The sequence below is a fragment of the Bacteroides sp. D22 genome, from assembly GCF_000163675.1.
In the GTDB taxonomy this organism is placed as follows: domain Bacteria; phylum Bacteroidota; class Bacteroidia; order Bacteroidales; family Bacteroidaceae; genus Bacteroides; species Bacteroides xylanisolvens.
Map to the genome: position 1 here is coordinate 103,014 of NZ_GG774802.1, position 20,865 is coordinate 123,878.

Annotated in this window: 16 protein-coding genes and 2 pseudogenes; 3 read left to right on the forward strand and 15 right to left on the reverse strand. The window is 39.0% G+C overall.

Translation table 11 applies throughout. The features are described 5' to 3' along the window. Positions 1-21: 21 nt before the first annotated feature. From HMPREF0106_RS15765 to HMPREF0106_RS15700, 15 genes and pseudogenes are all read right to left on the reverse strand, one after another. Entirely contained in the window at positions 22-1,014 is a 993-nt protein-coding gene (locus HMPREF0106_RS15765) for a FecR family protein (RefSeq protein ID WP_008640446.1), read from the reverse strand. Between the two features lie 5 nt (positions 1,015-1,019). After that, positions 1,020-1,640, reverse strand: a complete 621-nt coding sequence (locus HMPREF0106_RS15760; protein ID WP_004296070.1) for an RNA polymerase sigma factor — start codon at positions 1,638-1,640, stop codon at positions 1,020-1,022. A 183-nt stretch (positions 1,641-1,823) separates the two neighbouring features. Continuing rightward, a complete protein-coding gene (locus HMPREF0106_RS15755; protein WP_009039617.1) occupies positions 1,824-4,028 on the reverse strand; it encodes an alpha-L-rhamnosidase C-terminal domain-containing protein in 2,205 nt (734 codons plus the stop codon). 162 nt (positions 4,029-4,190) lie between these two features. Further along, entirely contained in the window at positions 4,191-6,050 is a 1,860-nt protein-coding gene (locus tag HMPREF0106_RS15750; protein WP_008640450.1) for a right-handed parallel beta-helix repeat-containing protein, read from the reverse strand. Positions 6,051-6,085: 35 nt separating this feature from the next. Next, positions 6,086-8,182 carry a glycoside hydrolase family 127 protein gene (locus HMPREF0106_RS15745; protein WP_009039619.1) on the reverse strand — a complete coding sequence of 699 codons (2,097 nt, stop codon included), beginning with the start codon at positions 8,180-8,182 and terminating at the stop codon, positions 6,086-6,088. 128 nt (positions 8,183-8,310) lie between these two features. Beyond that, positions 8,311-9,060, reverse strand: a complete 750-nt coding sequence (locus tag HMPREF0106_RS15740; RefSeq protein ID WP_004306183.1) for a DUF5131 family protein — start codon at positions 9,058-9,060, stop codon at positions 8,311-8,313. 728 nt (positions 9,061-9,788) lie between these two features. Beyond that, positions 9,789-10,728 (reverse strand): annotated as a pseudogene (locus HMPREF0106_RS25415) (N-acetylmuramoyl-L-alanine amidase). Between the two features lie 28 nt (positions 10,729-10,756). Beyond that, positions 10,757-11,106 (reverse strand): annotated as a pseudogene (locus tag HMPREF0106_RS15735) (hypothetical protein). 85 nt (positions 11,107-11,191) lie between these two features. Further along, entirely contained in the window at positions 11,192-11,710 is a 519-nt protein-coding gene (locus HMPREF0106_RS15730; protein WP_004296078.1) for an HU family DNA-binding protein, read from the reverse strand. Positions 11,711-12,094: 384 nt separating this feature from the next. Further along, positions 12,095-12,769, reverse strand: coding sequence for an energy transducer TonB (locus tag HMPREF0106_RS15725; RefSeq protein WP_004310312.1), 675 nt, complete (start codon positions 12,767-12,769; stop codon positions 12,095-12,097). Positions 12,770-12,835: 66 nt separating this feature from the next. Continuing rightward, positions 12,836-13,276 carry a LytR/AlgR family response regulator transcription factor gene (locus HMPREF0106_RS15720; RefSeq protein ID WP_004310311.1) on the reverse strand — a complete coding sequence of 147 codons (441 nt, stop codon included), beginning with the start codon at positions 13,274-13,276 and terminating at the stop codon, positions 12,836-12,838. Between the two features lie 125 nt (positions 13,277-13,401). Next, positions 13,402-14,163, reverse strand: a complete 762-nt coding sequence (locus HMPREF0106_RS15715) for a LytR/AlgR family response regulator transcription factor (RefSeq protein ID WP_004310310.1) — start codon at positions 14,161-14,163, stop codon at positions 13,402-13,404. Positions 14,164-14,166: 3 nt separating this feature from the next. Next, positions 14,167-15,369: a sensor histidine kinase gene (locus HMPREF0106_RS15710; RefSeq protein WP_004310309.1), complete on the reverse strand. Its 1,203-nt coding sequence runs from the start codon at positions 15,367-15,369 to the stop codon at positions 14,167-14,169. Between the two features lie 167 nt (positions 15,370-15,536). Further along, positions 15,537-16,742 (reverse strand): hypothetical protein, encoded by a 1,206-nt coding sequence (locus HMPREF0106_RS15705; protein WP_009039620.1) that lies wholly within the window; start codon positions 16,740-16,742, stop codon positions 15,537-15,539. Next, entirely contained in the window at positions 16,729-18,048 is a 1,320-nt protein-coding gene (locus HMPREF0106_RS15700; RefSeq protein WP_009039621.1) for a DUF4270 family protein, read from the reverse strand. Before HMPREF0106_RS15700 ends, HMPREF0106_RS15705 begins: the two co-directional genes overlap by 14 nt. Before the next feature lie 240 nt (positions 18,049-18,288). Here HMPREF0106_RS15700 and HMPREF0106_RS15695 point away from each other — a divergent pair, with 240 nt between their 5' ends. The 3 genes from HMPREF0106_RS15695 (at position 18,289) to HMPREF0106_RS15685 (ending at position 20,704) form a co-directional block, all read left to right on the forward strand. Continuing rightward, positions 18,289-19,290, forward strand: coding sequence for a Kelch repeat-containing protein (locus tag HMPREF0106_RS15695; RefSeq protein WP_004318400.1), 1,002 nt, complete (start codon positions 18,289-18,291; stop codon positions 19,288-19,290). Continuing rightward, a complete protein-coding gene (locus HMPREF0106_RS15690) occupies positions 19,277-19,636 on the forward strand; it encodes a DUF4907 domain-containing protein (protein ID WP_044918102.1) in 360 nt (119 codons plus the stop codon). The genes HMPREF0106_RS15695 and HMPREF0106_RS15690 overlap by 14 nt, the downstream gene beginning before the upstream one ends. A gap of 579 nt (positions 19,637-20,215) precedes the next feature. Further along, on the forward strand, positions 20,216-20,704 hold the full coding sequence (locus HMPREF0106_RS15685) for a hypothetical protein (protein ID WP_004318403.1): 489 nt from the start codon (positions 20,216-20,218) through the stop codon (positions 20,702-20,704). Positions 20,705-20,865: the final 161 nt, after the last annotated feature.

A 20,865-nucleotide genomic window follows, 5' to 3' on the forward strand; every position in this document is an offset into this window, starting at 1 on the left:
CATTTATTTCTAATGATTATATTATTTCATTTTTACTATCACTTCTTTCTTATCTTCATTATATTCAAACTTCACCGGAGCGATTTTCTCTAAATCCATTAATACTTTCTCTAATAATGTATTGTCCGAAGTCAATGTATAGACATACTTCAAAACGTTTTCATCTTCAACTTTAAACTCTACATTATACCAGCGGTTCAATATTTTAATGACTTCCGGCAACGGGGTATCTTTAAATACTATCACATTCTGTTTCCACATCGACAGGCGTTGCATATCGTTCATTTTGGAAATAGTACACTGCTGGTTATCTTTGTTGTACACTAATCTTTCGCCGGGTTGCACCGGGTATTTCTTTTCCGTAGGAAGGGTAAGATTAATATTTCCTTCATCCAGACATACTACTATATCCTTATTCTCCGGGTAATCCTGTACATTGAAAGAAGTTCCCAATACATGAATTGCCGGTCCACTTAAATTGACTATAAAAGGACGGTTCTTATTTTTGGCTACTACGAAATAGGCTTCTCCTTCAAGATAAACTTCCCGGGTGTTCAAAGCAAACTTCTTCGGGTATCTTAGTTTCGAATCAGAATTGATATATACTTTTGTTCCGTCCTGAAACATGATTTGTATGCGTTCGCCTTTATCCACCACTACTTCTTCGTATTCGGAAGTGCCGAACAGGTCGACTTTTGAATTCAGTTGCATATAAAGTCCGACAATTAAGACAACAGGTATCAATACGGCTGCAACTCGGAAACAGATACGCTTCAACTTCTTGATACGAATGTTCTTCCGTATCTGTTCTAATATTTTCTTTGAAGGAATATCATGGTCTACATACAAGTCTGCAAACTCATTTTTTATCAGTTCGGAATCCTGTGTCATAGCAGCTTCAAGATAGTCGCTACCCTCTTCCGTGGCAAACCACTCTGCCACATATTTTGCATCTTCCGGGCTGGCAATTCCTGCCAGGACTTCTTCTATTTGTTTATCAGTAGGTCTATTCATTTTTATCACTTTATTAAATGGACACTCAGAAAGGTCATTAGTGTGGTGAATGCAACAATTATTAACATCTTACTTAGATGGATACGGAGAAGTTTCAACGCTTCCGAATAATGCGTCTTGATAGTATTTACGGATAGATTCATCCGTTCCGCAATTTCCTGATTTGTCAGTTCCTCTTGTACTTTCATCAAGCAAATATCCCGTTTTTGCGCAGGAAGCATATCCACTGCTTTATAAAAACTGGACATCAACTCTTTTTTCTCCAGTTTTTCTATCAGATTATCTTCGTAAGGCGAAGCGGCTTGTGCCATCTCATAGTTCTTTGCAATCGCGCTGTTTTCATTACGAATCAAGTTCAAGACATGATTTTTTGTCATCGTAAAGAGATAGTTCTTTAGGCTGATTCCCACACGTAGTTCTGAACGAAATTCCCACAAACGGCTAAAGACATGTTGCACTACATCTTCTGCCATATCAGAACTCATTAAATAACGATAGGCTAATACATATAATAGTTTATGATACCTTTCATAGGCTTGGGTGAAAGCTCCTTCATCACCTTGTTCAATCAAGGCGAAGAGTTTCTCATCATCTGTATCAGTATATTGGTCAATCTTGTTTTTCATTCTTCGGATTTTGTTTACTTGTTTCCAAAAGAACTAAATGTTTCTCTCTTTATGAAAAGCAAATGTAGCAAATTCCTTAGAAAACCTAGAGGTATTTACGAAAAAAGTCCCCGATTAACAATTCCTCTTTTGAAATGAGGAACCGTTAATCAAGGACTACTCCACTAACTAATTAACAATATATTATAAATGATAGGTAACAATTCTTTCTTCGGGTGAATCGATCCAGAGGCGCCATACTCCTTCCGACACTTTCTCCGGTGTTCCGATATTTGCTTTAGGTGGACGACGGCTTTTGATGGTCAGATAGCCTTTCCCTTCTGTTGCTTTCACTTTCATCGTTTTGCTGTTCATATAGACATGGATATTGCCATTTGGAGTGGGGACAGTGCCTTCCATCCATTTCAATCCTCCCAACACAGGAGCAATAGCAAACTCTTTATATCCTTCTTTTACAGGTTTCACTCCCAGATAATATTTGCCCAACAGGTAGATAGGACTCGCTCCCCAGGCATGGCACAAACTCTTTCCATAAGGACGGCCATACATGGCAAGATGTTGCGTTCCGGTTTCTTCCGGGTTATATTTTTCCCAGAAGGAGGTAGCACCTTCCTTTAACATTCCTCCCCAATAGGCTTTCATTTCTTTCATTACAGCATCCTGTTCGCCAAGAGCACAAAGTGCTTCCAGTTCGTAAAAACGCATATAGGGAGTTGTTATTTTCAGAATACTGTCATTTAGCAAAACAGACTGTTTGATGGCTTGTTGCTTATCTTCATTCAAATATTGAAAGAAGACAGAAAACATATTCGCATAACGGGTGACCGCATCACTTTGCTGACCGTTGACGCAGTTATGTACAAATGCCTGTTTCTCGTTATTCCAGAAGGCAGGTTCTAACTTTGCTTTCAAAGCAGCAGCCAGTTTCTCGTATTTCTGTTTGCCATTGGCATCTCCAACCAATTCTGCACACAAAGCCATCGTTTCCAGACTTCTGCAAAATAAGATTTGTTCAAAAGAGAGTTCACCTTTCTTATCCAGATAGCCGTCTGCCCAGTCCACAAATACCCAGTCACCGGTCATACCTTCTACCATGCCATTCTTATTGGTACGTCCCAACACGTAATCCATCATTGTTTGCATACGTGGATACAGTTGGTTGACAAAATGGCGGTCGCCACTATACATATAATAGTCATATACACTAAGAAACCAATAGAAAGTATAGTCCATGATTGTATTACTGTGGCTGGTTACAGGATCCTTGCCACGAAGTAACCAAATTGTACGTTTGACGGACTCGTTATCAAAGAAAAGATAATAATTCATCAAATAACTTTGGATAGCATCGCCACTCCATACCCAACGGTCACGTTTGATACCGTCAATGAAGAATTCGCGGGTAGTGAGATGCATGGTGTATGCGCCAACTTCCCAAATACGATTCAGTTCTTCATCATTGCAACGGAAATTTCCACGGTATTCTTCAGGAAGATATTCATATTGCATGGAGACTTCTCCAATCTGTACACCCGGCTCGTGAGTTACATAGACATAGCGGAAAGCTTTGCTGTTCTCCAATGTATATTCGTTTTCAGAATTACTCAAGGGAGAAGTGCTGCGGATAGCAAGGTCGGTCACTTGTCCCGGTTCGAGCAAGAGTTTGTCCAATGTTTCGCAATATGCTTTATCTTTTGCTTCTTCCGGGCTTTCACCATAATAAATTTCTATTTTTCCTTTTCCGGAAAGATTCTTCAATGTGATAAATCCGAATGTTTCTTTTCCAAAATCATAAAGGATACCTCCTTCGGGCTGTTCTGTCTTCGTAGCAGGTTGCTGCGGTTCACGCATCAGACTGAATTGGGAAGGACGTTGGGTAGCTCCGTCAAAGTTCCAGCATCCGGCATCCATATAGATAGTGGCAGATGTGTCACTCGCTTTTCCGCTCTCGTCAATCCATTCTTTATCTTCGTAAGTTACACGCCAGGAAGAGTCTGAATTCACTGTTTTTCCCTTCACATAAATAGTGGGAGGAGTTGCCTGATTCCAGACTTTAATGTTCAGATTATGTTTTCCGGCCGGAAGCAACATGGTTTCCGGCATACCGAACTGGAGCTTTCCATCCAGTTTGACGTTGTACTTTCCTTCGGCAGCAATAAAAATTTCTTCCGGCTCGGAAAGATTCAGTTGCTTGCTGAATTCTACGACAACATAATGACTGTCCGTTTTCCAAAAAGGAGGGAAAAATGCACCTCGTTCCGTACGACGGTTATTCATTTGATTTCCCAGCCAGATTTCGTAGTCTCCCGGATACCATATCCAGGTCTGGGCAAACGTGCTGCTTGCCAAAGACAAGGCACTAAGTAATATCATATATTTCTTTTTCATTTTTCTTTCTATTACTAACAAACTGAATCGTAAGAAATAATTCGTTCCACAGTGGTTGACGTTTAGTTCCACATCTGTTTCCCTTTAGTTCTACAATTGTTTTCCTTTAGTTCCATATCTGTGGAACGAATCACGTATTACAGTTAAATGACTTGTCAATACCTACTGGATATTCAGCAGATCCTTATACGCTGCTTCCACTCCCGCACGTTCACGAATAACACTATCCACCTTCGGACCATTGTTTTCCCATACATTTCCCGGACCATTGGCATTTTGCAGATACTTCTCTCCTTCTGTCCAATTATCACGTACAGTAATAAAGGAAGAACCTTCATCCGTATAAAGATAGAACCAGTGATTAGGGTCGTGTACATACCCCGGCTTATAAATACTATGCACGCAATTCTCCGTTACATAACTTTTCGGCTGCGAACCGAGTGTGTAAATACCTGCCACATCATACATGTGTTTCGCATAATGATGAATCAGATTGGCATGTACTCTGTTATTACGCATACAATTCACAGTTTGCGTCCATCCCCAACCAAGACTGATGCCACTATAAGGCACTTCACTGATTTCATTATGCTCGATATTGACGTCCCCTACATATCCCGCAGCAATGGCAAGGCATCCCCAATCTTCATTGCCTATTTCCGTGAAATAGCAATTATTGATTTGTTGCTGTGTGCATACTTCCCGACGATCAGCAGGGTCGTATGGCAAATGCGTTTCATGAGCAGCCGGAGAAAAACTGCCGACTAACAGACCATTTCCGGCAATATCGCGGAAGAGACAGCCACGAACAACACCGCCTTGCACCGCTTCTTCATAATCCAATCCGGTTGAGCCTAAATGCTCGAATCGGCAACGCTCGAAATCAATCTGCCTTGCAGCAACCACACGAACAGCAGCTGCGGGACGTCCCAACCATCCTTGGTTATCCAACGGATGATTCAAGTAATCCCGTTGCATTTTCGGATCAATCCGGTAACCATCTGTCAGATACATACCTGCCTGAAGAGGTACATGTCCTTTTTCTGACGGACGCATCCACGTAGTATAGGAAAAAGTAATTTTCTCAAAACGAATATGACACACAGGACGATCCAAAGTTCCTTCCACCCGTACTAATGTCTCAACGGCAGGCACGATCACTTCCGCCTCCTGCATCTTCTCTCCTTCCCGTGGATAATAATATACTTTACGGGCATCTATATCATGATACCATTCTCCGGGTACATCCTGCAATTCGCGGGCATTTGTCAGATAGAAAGCAGAATTATGTCCGTCCGTCGTCACCATCGGACGCGGCCAGGGATGCTCAAACTGAATCCGGCTTTCCGGTTGATGAAAACGTATTGCCGCGCTGTCTCCCTGCACTTCAACTGAACGAATCCGAAGATTGGCAACACACCACATCTGATGTAATACCATCTCGGCATATTTAGCTTTCAAATTTCCTTTATTATCAATAAGTCTGCGAATGGAAACTGCAGGTACATAAAGAATTTCATTCTTCTCATCTACACTGCAAATGCGATTCATCTTTTCGAAATCCTCCACATCACGGGCACGAACTGCCTTTTTTCCATTCACCCACAACTGGCGGAAATCCAATGGACGTCCATTAAATGCCGGGACATCTGCTACCCAAACTTTCCCTTGCTTCTTCCAACCTTTTATGCTGATTCCTCCACTCAATATCACCTTTTCATCGCCTACCGAACGAATAATTGTGGGCGATTCCTTGGTTCCGCTATCTTCCGGACGGATAAAAACCGGTTCATGGAAGGCATACGTTCCACCTTCCATATAGATTGTGATTCCACCTTGGATACGGTTATCCTCTGTCCTGCGCCATTCTCGTGCTTGTCGCAAGGCAGAAGTCAGCGTGGCTTTAGGAGATTGACGAGTTCCGTCGTTGAAGTCACTGCCCTTGGGAGAAATCCATATCTCACCGGCCAATAGCCAGTGGCTGCACAAGATACATATAGCCGTTACAAATAACTTTTTCATGATTTTTTTCATTTCTGTATACTAAACAATCCGGACTATCTGGCAAGAGGCATCCATACAGTCATTTCTCCCTTTCCTCTGTTTCCCCAGGCATAATAAGGAATCAAGCGGATATTTACTGTCTTTTCAGCCTGAACAACCGGCCGGTAAAGCACTCCTTCCCACGAAGTTGCAGATGCCAGACGTGCCATTCCTTCAAGTGCAACAATCGGACTGCCTTCAATTGTGATTTTCTTCGGAGTTAGTTTTATATCAGCGGGAATCAATACGTTATCAATCTTTTCCCCGTTTGCAATATCCATACTTTCCAGACAGTAAACCAACGGCCCGCGCTTCACGACCACCTGATTACGAATCTCCTCTGCTAACGGATGGGCTTCGAGCAAACGGACAGGCATATCCATCACCAGCTCCACTACATCCCCCTTCTTCCATGTACGATTTACTTCCGCATACGAATTTGCCTTTGCATTGGTTTGCAGCGGCTGTCCATTCACCGTGAGCGTAGCCTTTTCGCACCATTCAGGAATACGCAAGAAGAGCGAGAAAGCACCCGCCTTACGAGGAACTCTATCCAACGTTACGCGTACCTTTCCTTCCCAGGGATAATCCGTCTCTTGTGTTAATGCCAGCTCTCCTTTGTCTTTCCAAATCGTAGTCAGCGTATTTGCACCATACAAGTTACAGTAAATGCCTTCCGGACTCAATGTGTAGGCGTAATTCTGTGCCTGACACAATGTACGCAATGTATTCGGCGGGCAGCAGAAACAACTGATATATTCCGTCCGTTCCTTCGGCCAACGAAGCGTGTAAGGAAGATCCGCACTGATACGAAGCGGATTGGTATAGAAATATTTCTTTCCGTCCAGACTGATACCGCTCAATACACTATTATAAAGACAAGTCTCTACAAGGTCAGCATATTTCGCATCCCCTGTCACTTCCAGCATACGCCAGTTGAAAAGCATATTTCCGATATTGGCACATGTTTCATTGTGCGCTGTACTATTCGGCAACTGATAAGGACGTCCGTAGCTCTGATGTACCTTCTGAATACTATCCGGCTCATAGCAAGTCCCGTCCGGTGACGTTCCATCATAAAGAGCACCGCAAGCTCCGGTCACGTACATCTTCCGGGTGACAATATCATTCCAGATACTAGTCAGATTTTTCATCAATTGTTGTTCGCCTGTCTCGGCATATACATCCGCTACTCCTGCATACAGATAATTTGCACGTACGGCATGCCCCATTGCACGATATTGGTCGCGGAAAGGAATACGATCCTGATTATCATCCGTTCCGTTTTCCACCATACCGCGAATATCAATCAGGTTCTTCGAAAGTTCCAGATAACGGGGATTTCCTGTGGCACGATACATTTCGACCACTCCCATATAATGTGAAGGGCAAATGGCATTACGAGCCAGTTCGGCAGAAGCCGTTTCGTAAAAGTGGCAAAGAAAATCCGTTGCTTTTACGGCAGCATCAAAAAGAGTAGTCTTTCCGGTGGCACGACGATGCACAATACCCGCCATCATCAGGTGTCCCAAGTTATATGTCTCAAAGTTCAGCCGATTGGCAAAAGCTCCTTTTTCATTCTCGTCACCTACTTTCGTTCCAATGACCGTTTGTTTATGCTGATCCTCCAATGCATGAGAGTCAATCCCTTTATTCAGTTCTTCGATAACAACAGGCGTATGTATATAACCATCTGCACGTTGGGCTTTTACGACACAAGCAATAAAGTTATCCATCAACTTATCCAGTTCCGGATCTTTGTTGACAGCATAGACAGAAGCCACTCCTTCCATCCACTTATACATATCTCCGTCATGGAACGGAGGTCCCCAATGTTCACCCTTGCACACACCGGCAGCAATCTCAAAATTACGGAAACCGTGAGAGATCTCCGGCGTGTTCCAAGTGTTCCACATACTTTGCAGGGAAGTCCGGCTAAATACCTGAAAGCGATCTCCCCAGAATCCATCTGTCCAATGTACGGCACTGATTCCGGTATTCGCCATCTTCGCAAAACGGCTCTGACTCATATCCGTCAATCCATTGCTTTGCGCAAGTGCTCCCGTAACGGAGGCGGAAGCTAAAAGAAGTAACAGTTTTATCTGTTTCATTAATATGGATAATTTAAAATTTACACAATATCTTTATAAAAAGACGTGATTATCCGTATTTTGTACTCAATAAAACAAAAAAGCGAAGATTGCCAAGCAACCCTCGCTTTCAGTAAAAAATATCTGAACTAACCTTTTATTTCTTGTTTATCAGGCGTATAATTCAATCCTGCCTTCCTCGCCTGCGAATGTTGGAACTGCCGGGCAATCTTATATTCATGTCCCTCTTTGAGCAAATAACTCCCAGTCTGTTTAAACCAAAAGCCGACATTCGCACCTATACATTGCTGCCGAATATCCAGCACCCACTCATAGTCACATATCCGGGCTTCCTTTCCCGACTCCCCTCCGGCAACCACCTGTTCCACCCAATCCCCTAACTCGCCTCTGAAATCAATCTGACTAAGTAGCGGCTCGCAGATAATAATTTTATGTTTAATAGGTATTTCTTTATAAATAGGTAGACGATAATCCACTCTATCCTGATTCTCCATTGTGCAGCAGATTGTTACGTTCTCATATCCATCGCCCCAATCCGTAGGCAGACACTGTTGTAATCGATCGATTCGTTTGGTTATAAAAAGAAAATGCAAGTCCTGCCGTATCCGCATCATCTCCCATGCTTCGGCACGCCATTCGTCAGCATCTTCTATCAGAAAATCCGAAGTAAAACAGGTATATACCAGATTGCCCGAAGGTATCTTATACGTACCGTTCTTTTTCCGAAGCAAGGGTAAATCAAACTTCTCCGTCTTTGTCACCACCGAACTGTCTTTTCCATATTTACCATCCGTCCGATACACATAACAATGGCGGCAGCCCTCACTCAATTTGTGACAGCCATGCCAAAGATTCCACATTGAAGCTTTTTCACCCATCTTCTTTTTTTCTTCAAAGATATATTTAAACTATTACATAACCATAAAAAGAGTGCACCCTATTCTTCAACAGAATAAAGGTGCACCAAAACACAAACAAAACAAACAATAGAGCGACCTTCACAGGCAGCCGATCCACAAGGGATCTTTATCTTAGTCAGCCCATCTTGATGATGATAGCTTCACTCATAGCGATACTCCTACTGCTGATAACAATGCAGGCAAAAAGTATTCCATGTATTGCCTTACATGACGGTTTTCCATTTCCTCCCAAAATTCTAATTGCTTATAACGGGCAAAGTAGCACCCAAAAATCATAAAAGAATGTTTCTTTTTATCGAGAAGACATTTTGCTAATCAACTATTATATATAATCATTAATCCCTAATATTGTTTGTTAGTTACCTTCTGCAAAGGTCCGTATAATCACGAATATGGCAAATTGTATTCATGTTTAAGAGAACAATATCTGTTTACAAACAAGACTAATAGCTAATATTTTAAAATAGCCTGTTTCAGTATATGCAAAATTCAAACTCAAAAGCTACCACTTTTACGTTATTCGCACATTTAGGGCTATACAATTCCAATTATCACAATAGAAAAATTCGCCCTCATTCTCATTGTATATCCCGATGATGAATATGAATATTATTGAACAATCATTCCATTAAGCCCGATATACCTCTACAAAGATAGTATTATTCTATATATTTCTATGCAAATCCTCAAAAAAGAATTCTCCTCTTTTTATAAATAAAGTAAAGTAACATCAATGCCGATATACTAATTATTAGCCTCCAACTTATATTTTTCCTATAATATAAGCTATTCTCTTCCTCCTCACAAACCACTTTATGATGATTCGTGTCGATGAAAGATGATATTTGAGTATCTTCTTTCTCATCTATCCTCTCTTTTTTTTTCAAAAACCTTATTCACCGTCTTTCTGCTACCTGAAATAAAACAGGTGGAAGAGAAATCCCCTGTCGCAGTATCTTTCCCCAATACTACCAATATTTGTTCGGTAGACTCCTCCATCCGTTCCAGCATCTTCCTTTCCTGATTAACATCATACGAAGCCACATGGGAAGAATGCCCGGAAGAACTTGAATCCATCTGCACCTCACTGCTCCTACTGATAACTTCCTTCTTAGTCCTACATCCCGAAAGCACCCCCGGAAGAACGAACCCCAATAATAAAACAAACAGCAGCTCTCTCCCACTCTTCATAAACTCCCTCACATCAAAACAAGGACACGCTTTCACATATTCATAAGGTTCGATCACCCCGTCTCCATTCAAATCCGGCGAAGTATCCCGGTGTCCCAATACCTGAAGAATAGTATATTCCCGTTGCAAATCCATTATTACTTGATAAAGCACCCGTTTTTGAACATTTGTCCGAGTATCTGCCGGATGTCCGTTCTCATCCAATCCCCCGATATAACAGAGCCCGATACTTCGCTCATTCCAACCTTTGCAATGTGCTCCGGGCAAATCAATTTCCCTTCCTTTCTCCAGTCTTCCGTCCAGACGGATAACATAATGATATCCGATACCGTTGAACCCACGTTCCCGGTGCCAACGGTCAATATCTGCGGCGGTAAAGTCCTGTCCGGCTTTTGTTGCCGAGCAATGCACTATAATAGAATCTATCTTTCTCATGACATTTTATTTTTATCAACTAACCTCATTAATATTCCGAAGGAGGAATGCGCTTCACACACCCTCTGATCTCACACTTTTTCACCTCCGACTCTTTCTGTGCCAACTCCACCTCATGGCATTTATGTATCCAGTCGATCTTCTCTTCCTGCTCCTTGCGAAGCTCGATATAAAGCCCGTCTATTTTCTCGTCCCGCTTGCCAGGCGATCTTCCAACCAATCCACCTTTTTACGACGATTTTCTTCTTCCAGACTGCTCACGTCTGCCTCTTCTTTCCGTGCATCCGTTTTCCGGCAAGAGATATATCTCACCATCCATTTCACCGCTTCCAAACCACCCATAGCAGTAATAAAAGCAAGGATTGTAGTTATTTGCATATTGATCTATTTATGTAGTTATAAAGAAAGAATGAGGCCGAAGCCCCATTCCATACAAAATCGCTAATTCCCGACTTTCCGTTTATCAAGCTGCCGGATCGGGTGCTTCGCCATTACCTCCTGCACCTCCGTCAGGATCCGGTGCTTCGCCTCCTTCGCCTGAATCACCGTCGATGATACTTGAGTCGTTGATATGATCCAAATCCTTAAACTTCAATCCATCCGAACGCGTCGAGGTTCCCGTAAAGAGACGGATATCCGAATTCGCACGAAAACAAACCCGCAGACCACTGATGTCGGATACAGTAAAGTCTTCTGCCTTTTCCGTTCCTTTGCTTTGAGCTGAAAGGAAAAAGTAACCCAATCCCTTAATGTTCACTGAACGGCCCGAAAGTAATGTCTTACGTAGAAGTGTACGAAAATCTTTCAATACACTAATTGTTTCACCCTCACTTACACCGGAAGTAGAAGAGATTTCTTTTGCAAACTCATCCAGTGTAGCGCTCGTATCATATTGATAAGAAATCACCGGATACACTTTCTTTCCTGCCTCTTTGTTTGTCGGATCACACAGACGTTGAACTCTTTTAAATCTAATTGCCATAATACTTTTCTTTTTTTAAATGAATACTGTTTAATAATTACTTCGCTAACGTTAACAATGCAAAGATGCGACATATTCAACGGACATGAAACGACAAGCGATTATCGGCTATACAGCATATTAGAGGAGCCTTTTTCCTTAAAAAAGGAAGTGAAATCAAATAAAAAACGACAAAAAAGGTTAGTCAGGAAGAAACAAAAACAAATAAATATCACATTTATTCAATTCAATAGATATATTTTCATTTATAACATATAAAAAGGTGTAGGAATTATAGGGCAAATCTTATCAGACACATTGTCCTACTTGATACCGTATTTCCTACACCTAAAGAAAGAATACCCTGTTTTTATCTATTCAGAAGTCTCATCAATAATCATTTTACTATCTATTTGTGTCTTCATTTATTATAGTAATCGTTTTTGAGAATATAGAATCTCCTCCTGCGTCGTGGACTCCATAAACAGCCATAGAACCACAATTTATGCCATTCATTCTTTTTACAGTAAACTTTTGGCTGCCAGTTTCTATTCCCACAACTGATACCCTGGGTTCCAAGACAGAACATCCATCTGGCAATACAAAATTTATTATGATCTTATAATCCACATTATCTTCTGACAATTTCCATACAGGCATTTCCTTTATAGTCTGGAGTACTTCTTTATCTAAATCCATGCAAAGCCCTTTAATAATCCGGCTATTTATTATTTTCTTACTTTTGGATATAGTAAAGCCTGCTATGATCTCTCCTTGTATTCCCATCTCAACAGCTTTTGACTGATAATCTATATTTTCTTTGAGAAAAGAAAATATACTGTGTAGTCCTGTTGAGGAGCAAAAAGCATCGCAACCTATAGAATCCATTTGTATTTGAGAAATAACAATCGTATCATTTCTTGTTGCATCTAATGTTGTGACTGTTTTAAATCTAGACCTGTCATCCAAGTCCTGTGCTTTAACCGAAGCATTGACTACTATCATTAGGATAATAAACGAAAATAACCATGAGTGTAAATTTTCTACCCTACTTTTTAAAGATTGTTTTTTGTAAATCATAAGAATGTTTTTAATGTTGATACATTGAGAATATTTAAAATCTGTGCTATAGCCTATTGGATTAACCTATGTCTGCATACATAATTTATTCATTAGTGTAGGTAAATAAGAGTCGCTAATTGGTATTAAAGCCCCATCAATACGGATTCTTTTCCGTTCGATATAATTAATATGAGATAACGAAACAATATAAGAACGGTGCACACGACAAAAATTATTTCCGCTAAGACATTCTTCAAAACGTTTTAGACTTACTTGCGAAAGTATGGGCTTTCCATCTGTGCGATGCACCTTTACGTAGTCTCCTCCATATCCTTCCATATAGAGAATATCTTCCTGACGAAGTCTAACAATCCGAGGGCCCTCACGAAGAAAGATAGGCTGTCCAGCCTGTTTGTCACACAACAGTTTGTTGACTTCCATTAAGTCTTGGGTAATTTTCTCCAGATACTCCATCAAATCATTGAGCGTGGAAACATCCCCATCGAAAGTAATACATTTCAGCATAACATCTCGTTTTAATTGTAGTTATCTACCACAAATTAAAAGAAAACATCAGTAAACTAAAGTTAAACACCGGCAAACGGGGATTCTTTGCAGGTGAGACAGACAGCAAGCAAAGGTGAACAGATTCAACCCTCTTCCTGCATAAGCCACTTTTTGAATAATGGAGTCTTTACCTTACTTATAATAATACGTTCTGGAATAGGCAAAAGTAAATTCACGGAAAGTCGGTTACCTAACCAAAGATCTATATCTTTAATAGACTTACGGGATACAATAAATTGGCGGTTAGCACGAAAAAAAAGCTGTTTATCTAGTTGCTCGCCAAGTGCATCAAGCGTCCGGTCTACAGGATGCCTTTTACCATCAAAAGTATAAGCAGTAACCTTCTCCTGAACAGTATAAAAATAGTAAATATCATCTACCGAGAGTGGATAAAATTTGTCAGCAAGCATAATCAGCAACTTCTTTACTTCATTCCTGTTTTTAATAGCAGTATTAGTTTGCAGGATATGTTCCTCACGCTCCAACGGATTAAAAAGAAGGAATTTATTCAAAGCATGCTCCAACGTTTTTTGTGTAACAGGTTTTAATAGATAATCAATGCTACTCACCTGAAAAGCTTGTAAAGCATATTCATCATAAGCAGTAGTAAATACCACAGGAGCCGCTATATCTACTTTTTCAAAGATTTTGAAGGCCAATCCGTCTGCCAGATGAATATCCATAAAAATAATATCCGGTTGTGATGAACTCCGAAACCATTCGATACTATCTTCAATACTTTCCAGTTCAGCAACCACTTCAATGTCAACTACCGAATTGTGGCGTAAAATAGCCTTCAGACTGCTAACTGCTGCTGTTTCATCTTCAATAATAACCGCTTTCATATATTATCCCAATACGTTTAATAAAGGAAGAAAAACTTTAAAATATCCATTAGATTTTTCTATATAGATATTCTCCCCAGTCAACATCAGATAACGTCCCTGAAGATTCTTTAATCCTATCCCACTACAAACATAATCTTCCATTTTAGGTTGAATAGGATTTGATACTACCAATAAACTTTCTGATACTGTATATATCTTGATTCGCAAAGGGTGTTGCATACTGATAATATTATGTTTAACTGCATTCTCGATCAATGGAAGTAGACTTAGGATAGGCAGTTTTTTCGGTAGACAGGGTTCTGCGACCTGAATTGAGAAAAACAATTTATTTTCATATCGTACACTAAGTAGATAAGTATATGCATTTACAAAATTCAATTCTTCATTAAGAGTCACTAACGTTTTATGATCACTCTGCAAAATATACCGGAAAACATTAGATAGCCCTTCCAAATACTCAAGTGGTTTTTCCTGTTCTCCTGTCCGGATCAGCGAATCAAGTCCGTTTAATGAATTAAAGAAAAAATGTGGATTAATCTGCCCCATCAACGCGTTATATGAATTTTGCAATTTCTCAACTTTTATCTTCTCATACTCCAACTTCATTTCTTGTTTCTTATCAAGCAGATGGAGCAGAAATATACTTAACATAATAATCAACAAAACAAAAATATGTTCTATTAATAAAGGATATGAATCAGCAGCAGAAAAGATAGTACTTATTCCCAATCGGATCTGTTCAGGAGTAACAATGGAATCTGTGGCTATATTCAGCGTTTTAGTCGAAACTTCTGTTATTGAAATAAAACCATCTGTGCACTTGTGAGGATGGGGCACTGTTATATTGCATATCCTTTCCATAAGTAATTTATGTAAAATAGGATATATTTTATATAATCCGAAAGCAATAAATAAAACTACTCCCATCGCAAATCCTATTATTTTCACTTCCTTACCTCGAAAAAACTTATTTCCCCATTTATACATCCATCTATAAAAAATAAATAATATGAAAGAAAAAAAGAAGAACCAGAATATGGAAAACCAAAAATTACATTTTTCCGTTTCACACATAAGAACGGATACTTTCGAATCCATCATCAAATCATAGTGCCGCATCAAGAGTGTAAAATTGGCAAAAAGAGAAAGAATCACTGATATAGTGAATCCAATAAATAATTCGTTCTTTGTCAATCGCAACATAGTCCTCTTTTATTTTGTTAACCCCACAAAAATAATCAATCCAGCAACTCTATCTCAAATAAGCCGATGAAACGGACAAAACAGTCGGTGAACCGCCATCTTTTTATAGATAAATGAAAATTCAGGTGGTATATTGCATCCTCTTTTCATAAATAAACCTCATCGACTTATTTTAATTTTCCCCGATAAAAGATTTCACCCAAAGTAAGAGAAAGTGTAGCACCTATAACGTCACGGTTTAATATCTCTTTTTTCAGACGTAACCGGTCATAAAAAATACCAATATTAATTCTTCCTCTAAATACGGGCAATCCTAGTCCGGCATTAAACCGTAAAGACACTCCGGAACTTCCATTGATCCTCATATAAGAGTTAGACAAATCAATTCCGGCTTTATAAGATACTTGTTTCCAAAAGCCATCAGAAGAATAACCGTTAGGAAAATAACAAATGCCGACACGACATTCATTCACGTCTTGAAATTCAATTCGACTGTCTACAGACGTTAGAGAAGTATATTGCTGAAAAGTATAATCCAACGCATAAGTCCATTTTTTATATTGTAAAGAACCGCCTATTCCAAAATATTGAGGTAAGCTTTGCTTCTGACTTCTTTGCTTCTTCTTATTTTGTGTTTTGTCATTTACAATGTATTTCTCATTAGTGACATCCATTTTCTGGCGATGGCCGTAAACAACCCCTAGTGTATAAGACAAATCATGATTCAATGCATAGTGATATTGAACTCCCCCATTTGTATAAAGTGTCCTTGCGTGCATCTTCTTATCAACAGCCACGTCATTTTGTTGCTCTGACAATACAATGTTACCAAACAAATAACTAACATTTATTCCTATAGACCAATATTGGGATAACAGATAAGCATTTGACCAACTTATTTTTGAGATTCCTCCACTTCCAGTAAAAGCGCCAATATTACTCTCATGAGGATTTCCTTCTATAGGTTGAGAAGATTGGAAATAATAACCAACTGAACTATAAGGAGTCAGACTTACTGCTGTATACCACCGTGGAATTACCCGCCCACCCAATATCAAAGCAGAAAAACTTCCAGTAAACGCCCGATTAGAGCTGCCTTCAGAAGTGCACGATTCATTTTTGGCAAAAATTGCAAGTTCTGTTAGAAGCCGTTTACTGTCTAAGGCTGTCAATCCTGCCGGATTTTCAATGTTCATCAGTACATTATTCCTCATTCCGTAAGCAACTCCACCCATACCTGCATTCTGTCCATAAAGTCCGTTTTGCAGTTCTCCGATGCCAAACATAGAATATGGCGATGAAGTCATTACGTTTTGTGTCTGTGTCTTTAGTGTCATTAATAAAAGAAGAATCAGGCAATTAATAGCTTTCATATATTTTGTAATTTAATTGAAGAGTTATAGGATGTTGACCTTTAGTATCACTAAATGTCAGATTTCTCAATGTCTTGGTATAATCATCACTATTAAATACTAATTGAAGATTATGCTTGTATTTTCCAGAAGTTCCCAATTCATCTTTCATGAATTGCGTAACATCAAAATAATAGTATGTATTTCCAAGAAATACATCATCCTTCACTAATTTCCCTCCTTGTACTTGCTTTCCCAAATAATCTTTAACAGCATCAGTGACTACATTATTTTCGTCTGCTATATACAGGAAAATGCTATCCGGCAAGGTATTATATCCTGAATAAGTACCATATTCAGGATAGATTCTCAATCCTGCTTTTTCTATATGCACATATTCACCTTGCTCCATTATATCATTAAGATAAGGAAACTCAAGGCGGGTATACCATCCGATACCAGCAAATAGCACTCCTCTGTTTCCTAATTCTGCAGAAGGTATCTCTACCTTTTTCCATGGATATGTTTCCATGGGAGTATCATGTCGGTCATGTTGTAATTGATTGAATTGTGTTGCTGTATTCGGTGAAAAAACCAATTTCTGATGATTCTCATAACCACTTTCAATATGATAATGTAATATCAAAGCTGACAATGAATCTGCTACCTGAAAACCTAATAATGAGTAACTTTGCTGTTCATCAGGAATGATAACAATTCCTTTAAAATAGTCTTCAAAATGATTCACGGCAACCGACTCATCATGGTTATGGAATCGGGTCAGCAAATCTTTCCCTAACTTATCCGGCAAGCGTATCTCTAGTTTTTCAGAGGTTCGGGGTCTAGGTATAAAAGAATAAACAGTCAATGGTTCGGGTTCATAAGCAAATGAAGAGTTATTATACAAATAACCATTGTCATTCAATACAACTTTTTCAGATAACAAATGAATGGAATACCGTTGCTGTTGAGTAGTATCACCAACAAAATTCTTATTAGTGGAAAGCAACAATATCAATGAATCAAACTGCACTGTCACATCCGATTCCGTTGAATATTGAGGACGCAAATAAGGGATATAACTGGCAGCAGAAATGCTCCCCCATAACGGATGCATGTATTTTCCAGCCAGTACGACTTGCTTTCCTGAAGTTTCTAAAGAGTCAATTAAGACAGCAGTCACCGTGATGGAACTCGTATCCATACTTATATTACGTAAATCAGAATCGACTAATCTATTTCCGAAAGTATTATTTTCATCATAACACGATACTATGGAGCAAAATATTATAAAGTAACAGCAAACAACAACCAACAATTTATACATATTGCATTTTTGACTGCAAAAGAGAGGATAACTCTTCGTATATACAATTTTAACCCGTCAATCAATCTATATCTTCCGGTAATAAACTATTTGTAAAGGTGAAATAAGTATTAAGTGCTGTCAAATCATTCGCCTGCCATTACACTGAATTAACGGCCTAAATTTATATACTTACCGATTCTATTTGCCCAACATATGAAAGCCCTGTTCTTTTGTAGCCGTAAAATAATAATATTATATATGATGAAACATTTGAATTTATTTGTATTCCTGATAACTGTGATTTCTGTTATCATAATTTCTTGTAGTAGTGACGAGGAAGATGATTTGATGGGTAAATGGTATCGTGTATCCGATTTTGACGGATTAGCACGCGGAGAAGCAACCTCTTTTACAATTGGTAGTAAAGGATATCTGACTGGTGGTTATGATGGTAAAAAACATCTGAATGATCTTTGGGAATATGATATGGAGCTTGACTTTTGGACACAAAAGGCGTCTTTCCCAGGAACCTCTCGTAGCTCTGCTGCTGCATTTTCTGTCGAAAATAAAGGGTATTTCGGCACAGGCTACAATGGGAAAGATTACTTTAATGATTTTTGGGAATATAATCCGGATACAAATACATGGAATTCTAAAGCAGATTATCCGGGAAGTGCTCGTAATGATGCCATAGCATTTGGATTATCGGACAAAGGATACTTAGGTAGTGGTTACAATGGAAATTACTTAAAAGATTTCTATACTTACAATCCATCTACCGACTCTTGGGAACAAATAGTTAGCCTAGGTGGCAGTAAACGTCGTGGAGCAGCTTGTTTTGTTATAGACAACATTGCTTATGTCTGTGCCGGATTCAATAACGGTGAATATGTTAAAGATTTCTGGAAATACGATCCAGTCCAAAAACGTTGGATTCAACTTCGTGATATTGCAGACACATCAGACGCAACATACGATAATAAGTATAACAGTATAGTACGAATCTATGGAGTTGCTTTTGTTATTGACGGACAAGGTTATCTAACATGTGGTGGTACTCCCGATTTGCGCACTAATACATGGAAATATACTCCAGATACAGATTTATGGGAAGAGGTTGCTAATTTTAAAGGTGCTCCCCGTACTGCAACAGCTTCTTTCTCTAATGGAAACAAAGGTTTTATTGTTACAGGTAGGAGCAATAATTATCGTTTTGATGATATTTGGGAGCTTCATCCGTATGAATATGATGAATATTAAAACCGGAAACTACATACTTTGGGTTAGTCTACTATCACTATTGATTATCATTCTTCTTCATCAGTCAATTATAGTAATTGAGGATGAAGAAGAATCCAAAGCTAGATTAGAAATATTTCAATCCCCAAAGGGATGGGGATATCAAATTATTATGGGACAGAAGATTCTTATATATCAACCGACCATTCCAGCTATTGACACTGTTATGCCTTTCCCTGATGAAATTAGTACACGGAAGATAGGTATACTGGTCTTAAAACGATTTAACGAACATCGCAACTTTTCTGTTTCAAAGGAGGAAGTTTACCAACGTTTACCTTCATGTTATAATGTAATAGTAGAGTGATTTTTTAGTCACTAATAATTTCAAAGCAGAAACTCCAACTAAGATTTACGGAGATTCAGAAAATGATATGTTACAATTTTAATTAATATATTTGATAAATTCACATCAAACCTTTTTTATAAAGATAATTCACTTCCACAAAATACGCTCTAAATCAATTATAAAATAAAAGAACGATATGGGTGTGATCAAACATAAATACCATCTATGCTCCAATGGAACATAGATAATCAAGCCCCATTTACTTATTTTACTACACATGTAATTTAACAAGAAATTCTTTCATTATTACAAATTGGGGTGATGAACATAACTTCATAACCCGATTTTAGAAAGATCATTTATTCCTTTAAAACCAACGAGGTGTTTCTCGGTGTGCAACGGGTCGTTCCTTTAAAAGGAACGACCCGTTGGTTTTAAAGCAAAAATCAGTTATATAACTACCTAATAACCAACATATTGTATTTGTTTGTTTCGAGCCACTTTCCGAAAGAAAATTCACAACACAAGCAAAAAGGATGTTAGTGCCAAGCGTGGCTATTCGTTAATAAATATTTTACAAATTAAATCTTCTCATCAATGGTTACAGTTACTTTTTCGATCAAGCCCTACCTGGCGGCTTATATGTACGTGCGCTTCAAAAATCATATCGACTCGCCTCCCAACGTCCCTTTATCTTCTTCCTCACATTCACCTATTCACCTTCTCGACACCCAACCTATTTATCACTTCCTCCATCAGCTCTCCGTCCCCCACCCTCCAAATGTGTCTTGGCACGAAACCGGAAATATAACTTTCTCCCTTCCCCATCCAAGATATGGCAAAAATCCAAATATATACAATTATATAGGTCACGACAGCGTACTTGTTATAGAAAAAGAAATAGAAGTGGAAATGAAAGCCGAACTCTACGAATTCCTTCTGGAAAATAAATACTGCCACGGTATCATGTTCAAAAGATCCATGGAAACTTTCGTCGAACATTATAATATGGTAGAGCTAGTGGAAGAAGAAAGTTTGATGAGGGCGTTTCAGAGGTGGAGAAAGATGGTAAAAGAGGAGAAGTAAATGAAGTACCTTAAGCTATATTCCAACATAGCTCTTTATGAATATATTTCAATACAAAGATTTGAAAATCAGATGTATCTTCCTTTTTCAAGATTAACAGTTTGCTACTCACTTGAGAAGATAGAACGAGTAGTATAATTATCATTCATTTAAACAACATT

Excerpts from the sequence above, each read along its gene's own strand:
- HMPREF0106_RS15760 (WP_004296070.1), bottom strand. The coding sequence starts at position 1,640 with ATGAAAAACAAGATTGACCAATATACTGATACAGATGATGAGAAACTC.
- HMPREF0106_RS15700 (WP_009039621.1), bottom strand. The coding sequence starts at position 18,048 with ATGTATAAATTGTTGGTTGTTGTTTGCTGTTACTTTATAATATTTTGC.
- HMPREF0106_RS15705 (WP_009039620.1), bottom strand. The coding sequence starts at position 16,742 with ATGAAAGCTATTAATTGCCTGATTCTTCTTTTATTAATGACACTAAAG.
- HMPREF0106_RS15730 (WP_004296078.1), bottom strand. The coding sequence starts at position 11,710 with ATGGCAATTAGATTTAAAAGAGTTCAACGTCTGTGTGATCCGACAAAC.
- HMPREF0106_RS15750 (WP_008640450.1), bottom strand. The coding sequence starts at position 6,050 with ATGAAAAAGTTATTTGTAACGGCTATATGTATCTTGTGCAGCCACTGG.
- HMPREF0106_RS15685 (WP_004318403.1), top strand. The coding sequence starts at position 20,216 with ATGGTTACAGTTACTTTTTCGATCAAGCCCTACCTGGCGGCTTATATG.
- HMPREF0106_RS15745 (WP_009039619.1), bottom strand. The coding sequence starts at position 8,182 with ATGAAACAGATAAAACTGTTACTTCTTTTAGCTTCCGCCTCCGTTACG.
- HMPREF0106_RS15715 (WP_004310310.1), bottom strand. The coding sequence starts at position 14,163 with ATGAAAGCGGTTATTATTGAAGATGAAACAGCAGCAGTTAGCAGTCTG.
- HMPREF0106_RS15725 (WP_004310312.1), bottom strand. The coding sequence starts at position 12,769 with ATGATTTACAAAAAACAATCTTTAAAAAGTAGGGTAGAAAATTTACAC.
- HMPREF0106_RS15695 (WP_004318400.1), top strand. The coding sequence starts at position 18,289 with ATGATGAAACATTTGAATTTATTTGTATTCCTGATAACTGTGATTTCT.
- HMPREF0106_RS15740 (WP_004306183.1), bottom strand. The coding sequence starts at position 9,060 with ATGGGTGAAAAAGCTTCAATGTGGAATCTTTGGCATGGCTGTCACAAA.
- HMPREF0106_RS15710 (WP_004310309.1), bottom strand. The coding sequence starts at position 15,369 with ATGTTGCGATTGACAAAGAACGAATTATTTATTGGATTCACTATATCA.
- HMPREF0106_RS15690 (WP_044918102.1), top strand. The coding sequence starts at position 19,277 with ATGATGAATATTAAAACCGGAAACTACATACTTTGGGTTAGTCTACTA.
- HMPREF0106_RS15765 (WP_008640446.1), bottom strand. The coding sequence starts at position 1,014 with ATGAATAGACCTACTGATAAACAAATAGAAGAAGTCCTGGCAGGAATT.
- HMPREF0106_RS15755 (WP_009039617.1), bottom strand. The coding sequence starts at position 4,028 with ATGAAAAAGAAATATATGATATTACTTAGTGCCTTGTCTTTGGCAAGC.
- HMPREF0106_RS15720 (WP_004310311.1), bottom strand. The coding sequence starts at position 13,276 with ATGCTGAAATGTATTACTTTCGATGGGGATGTTTCCACGCTCAATGAT.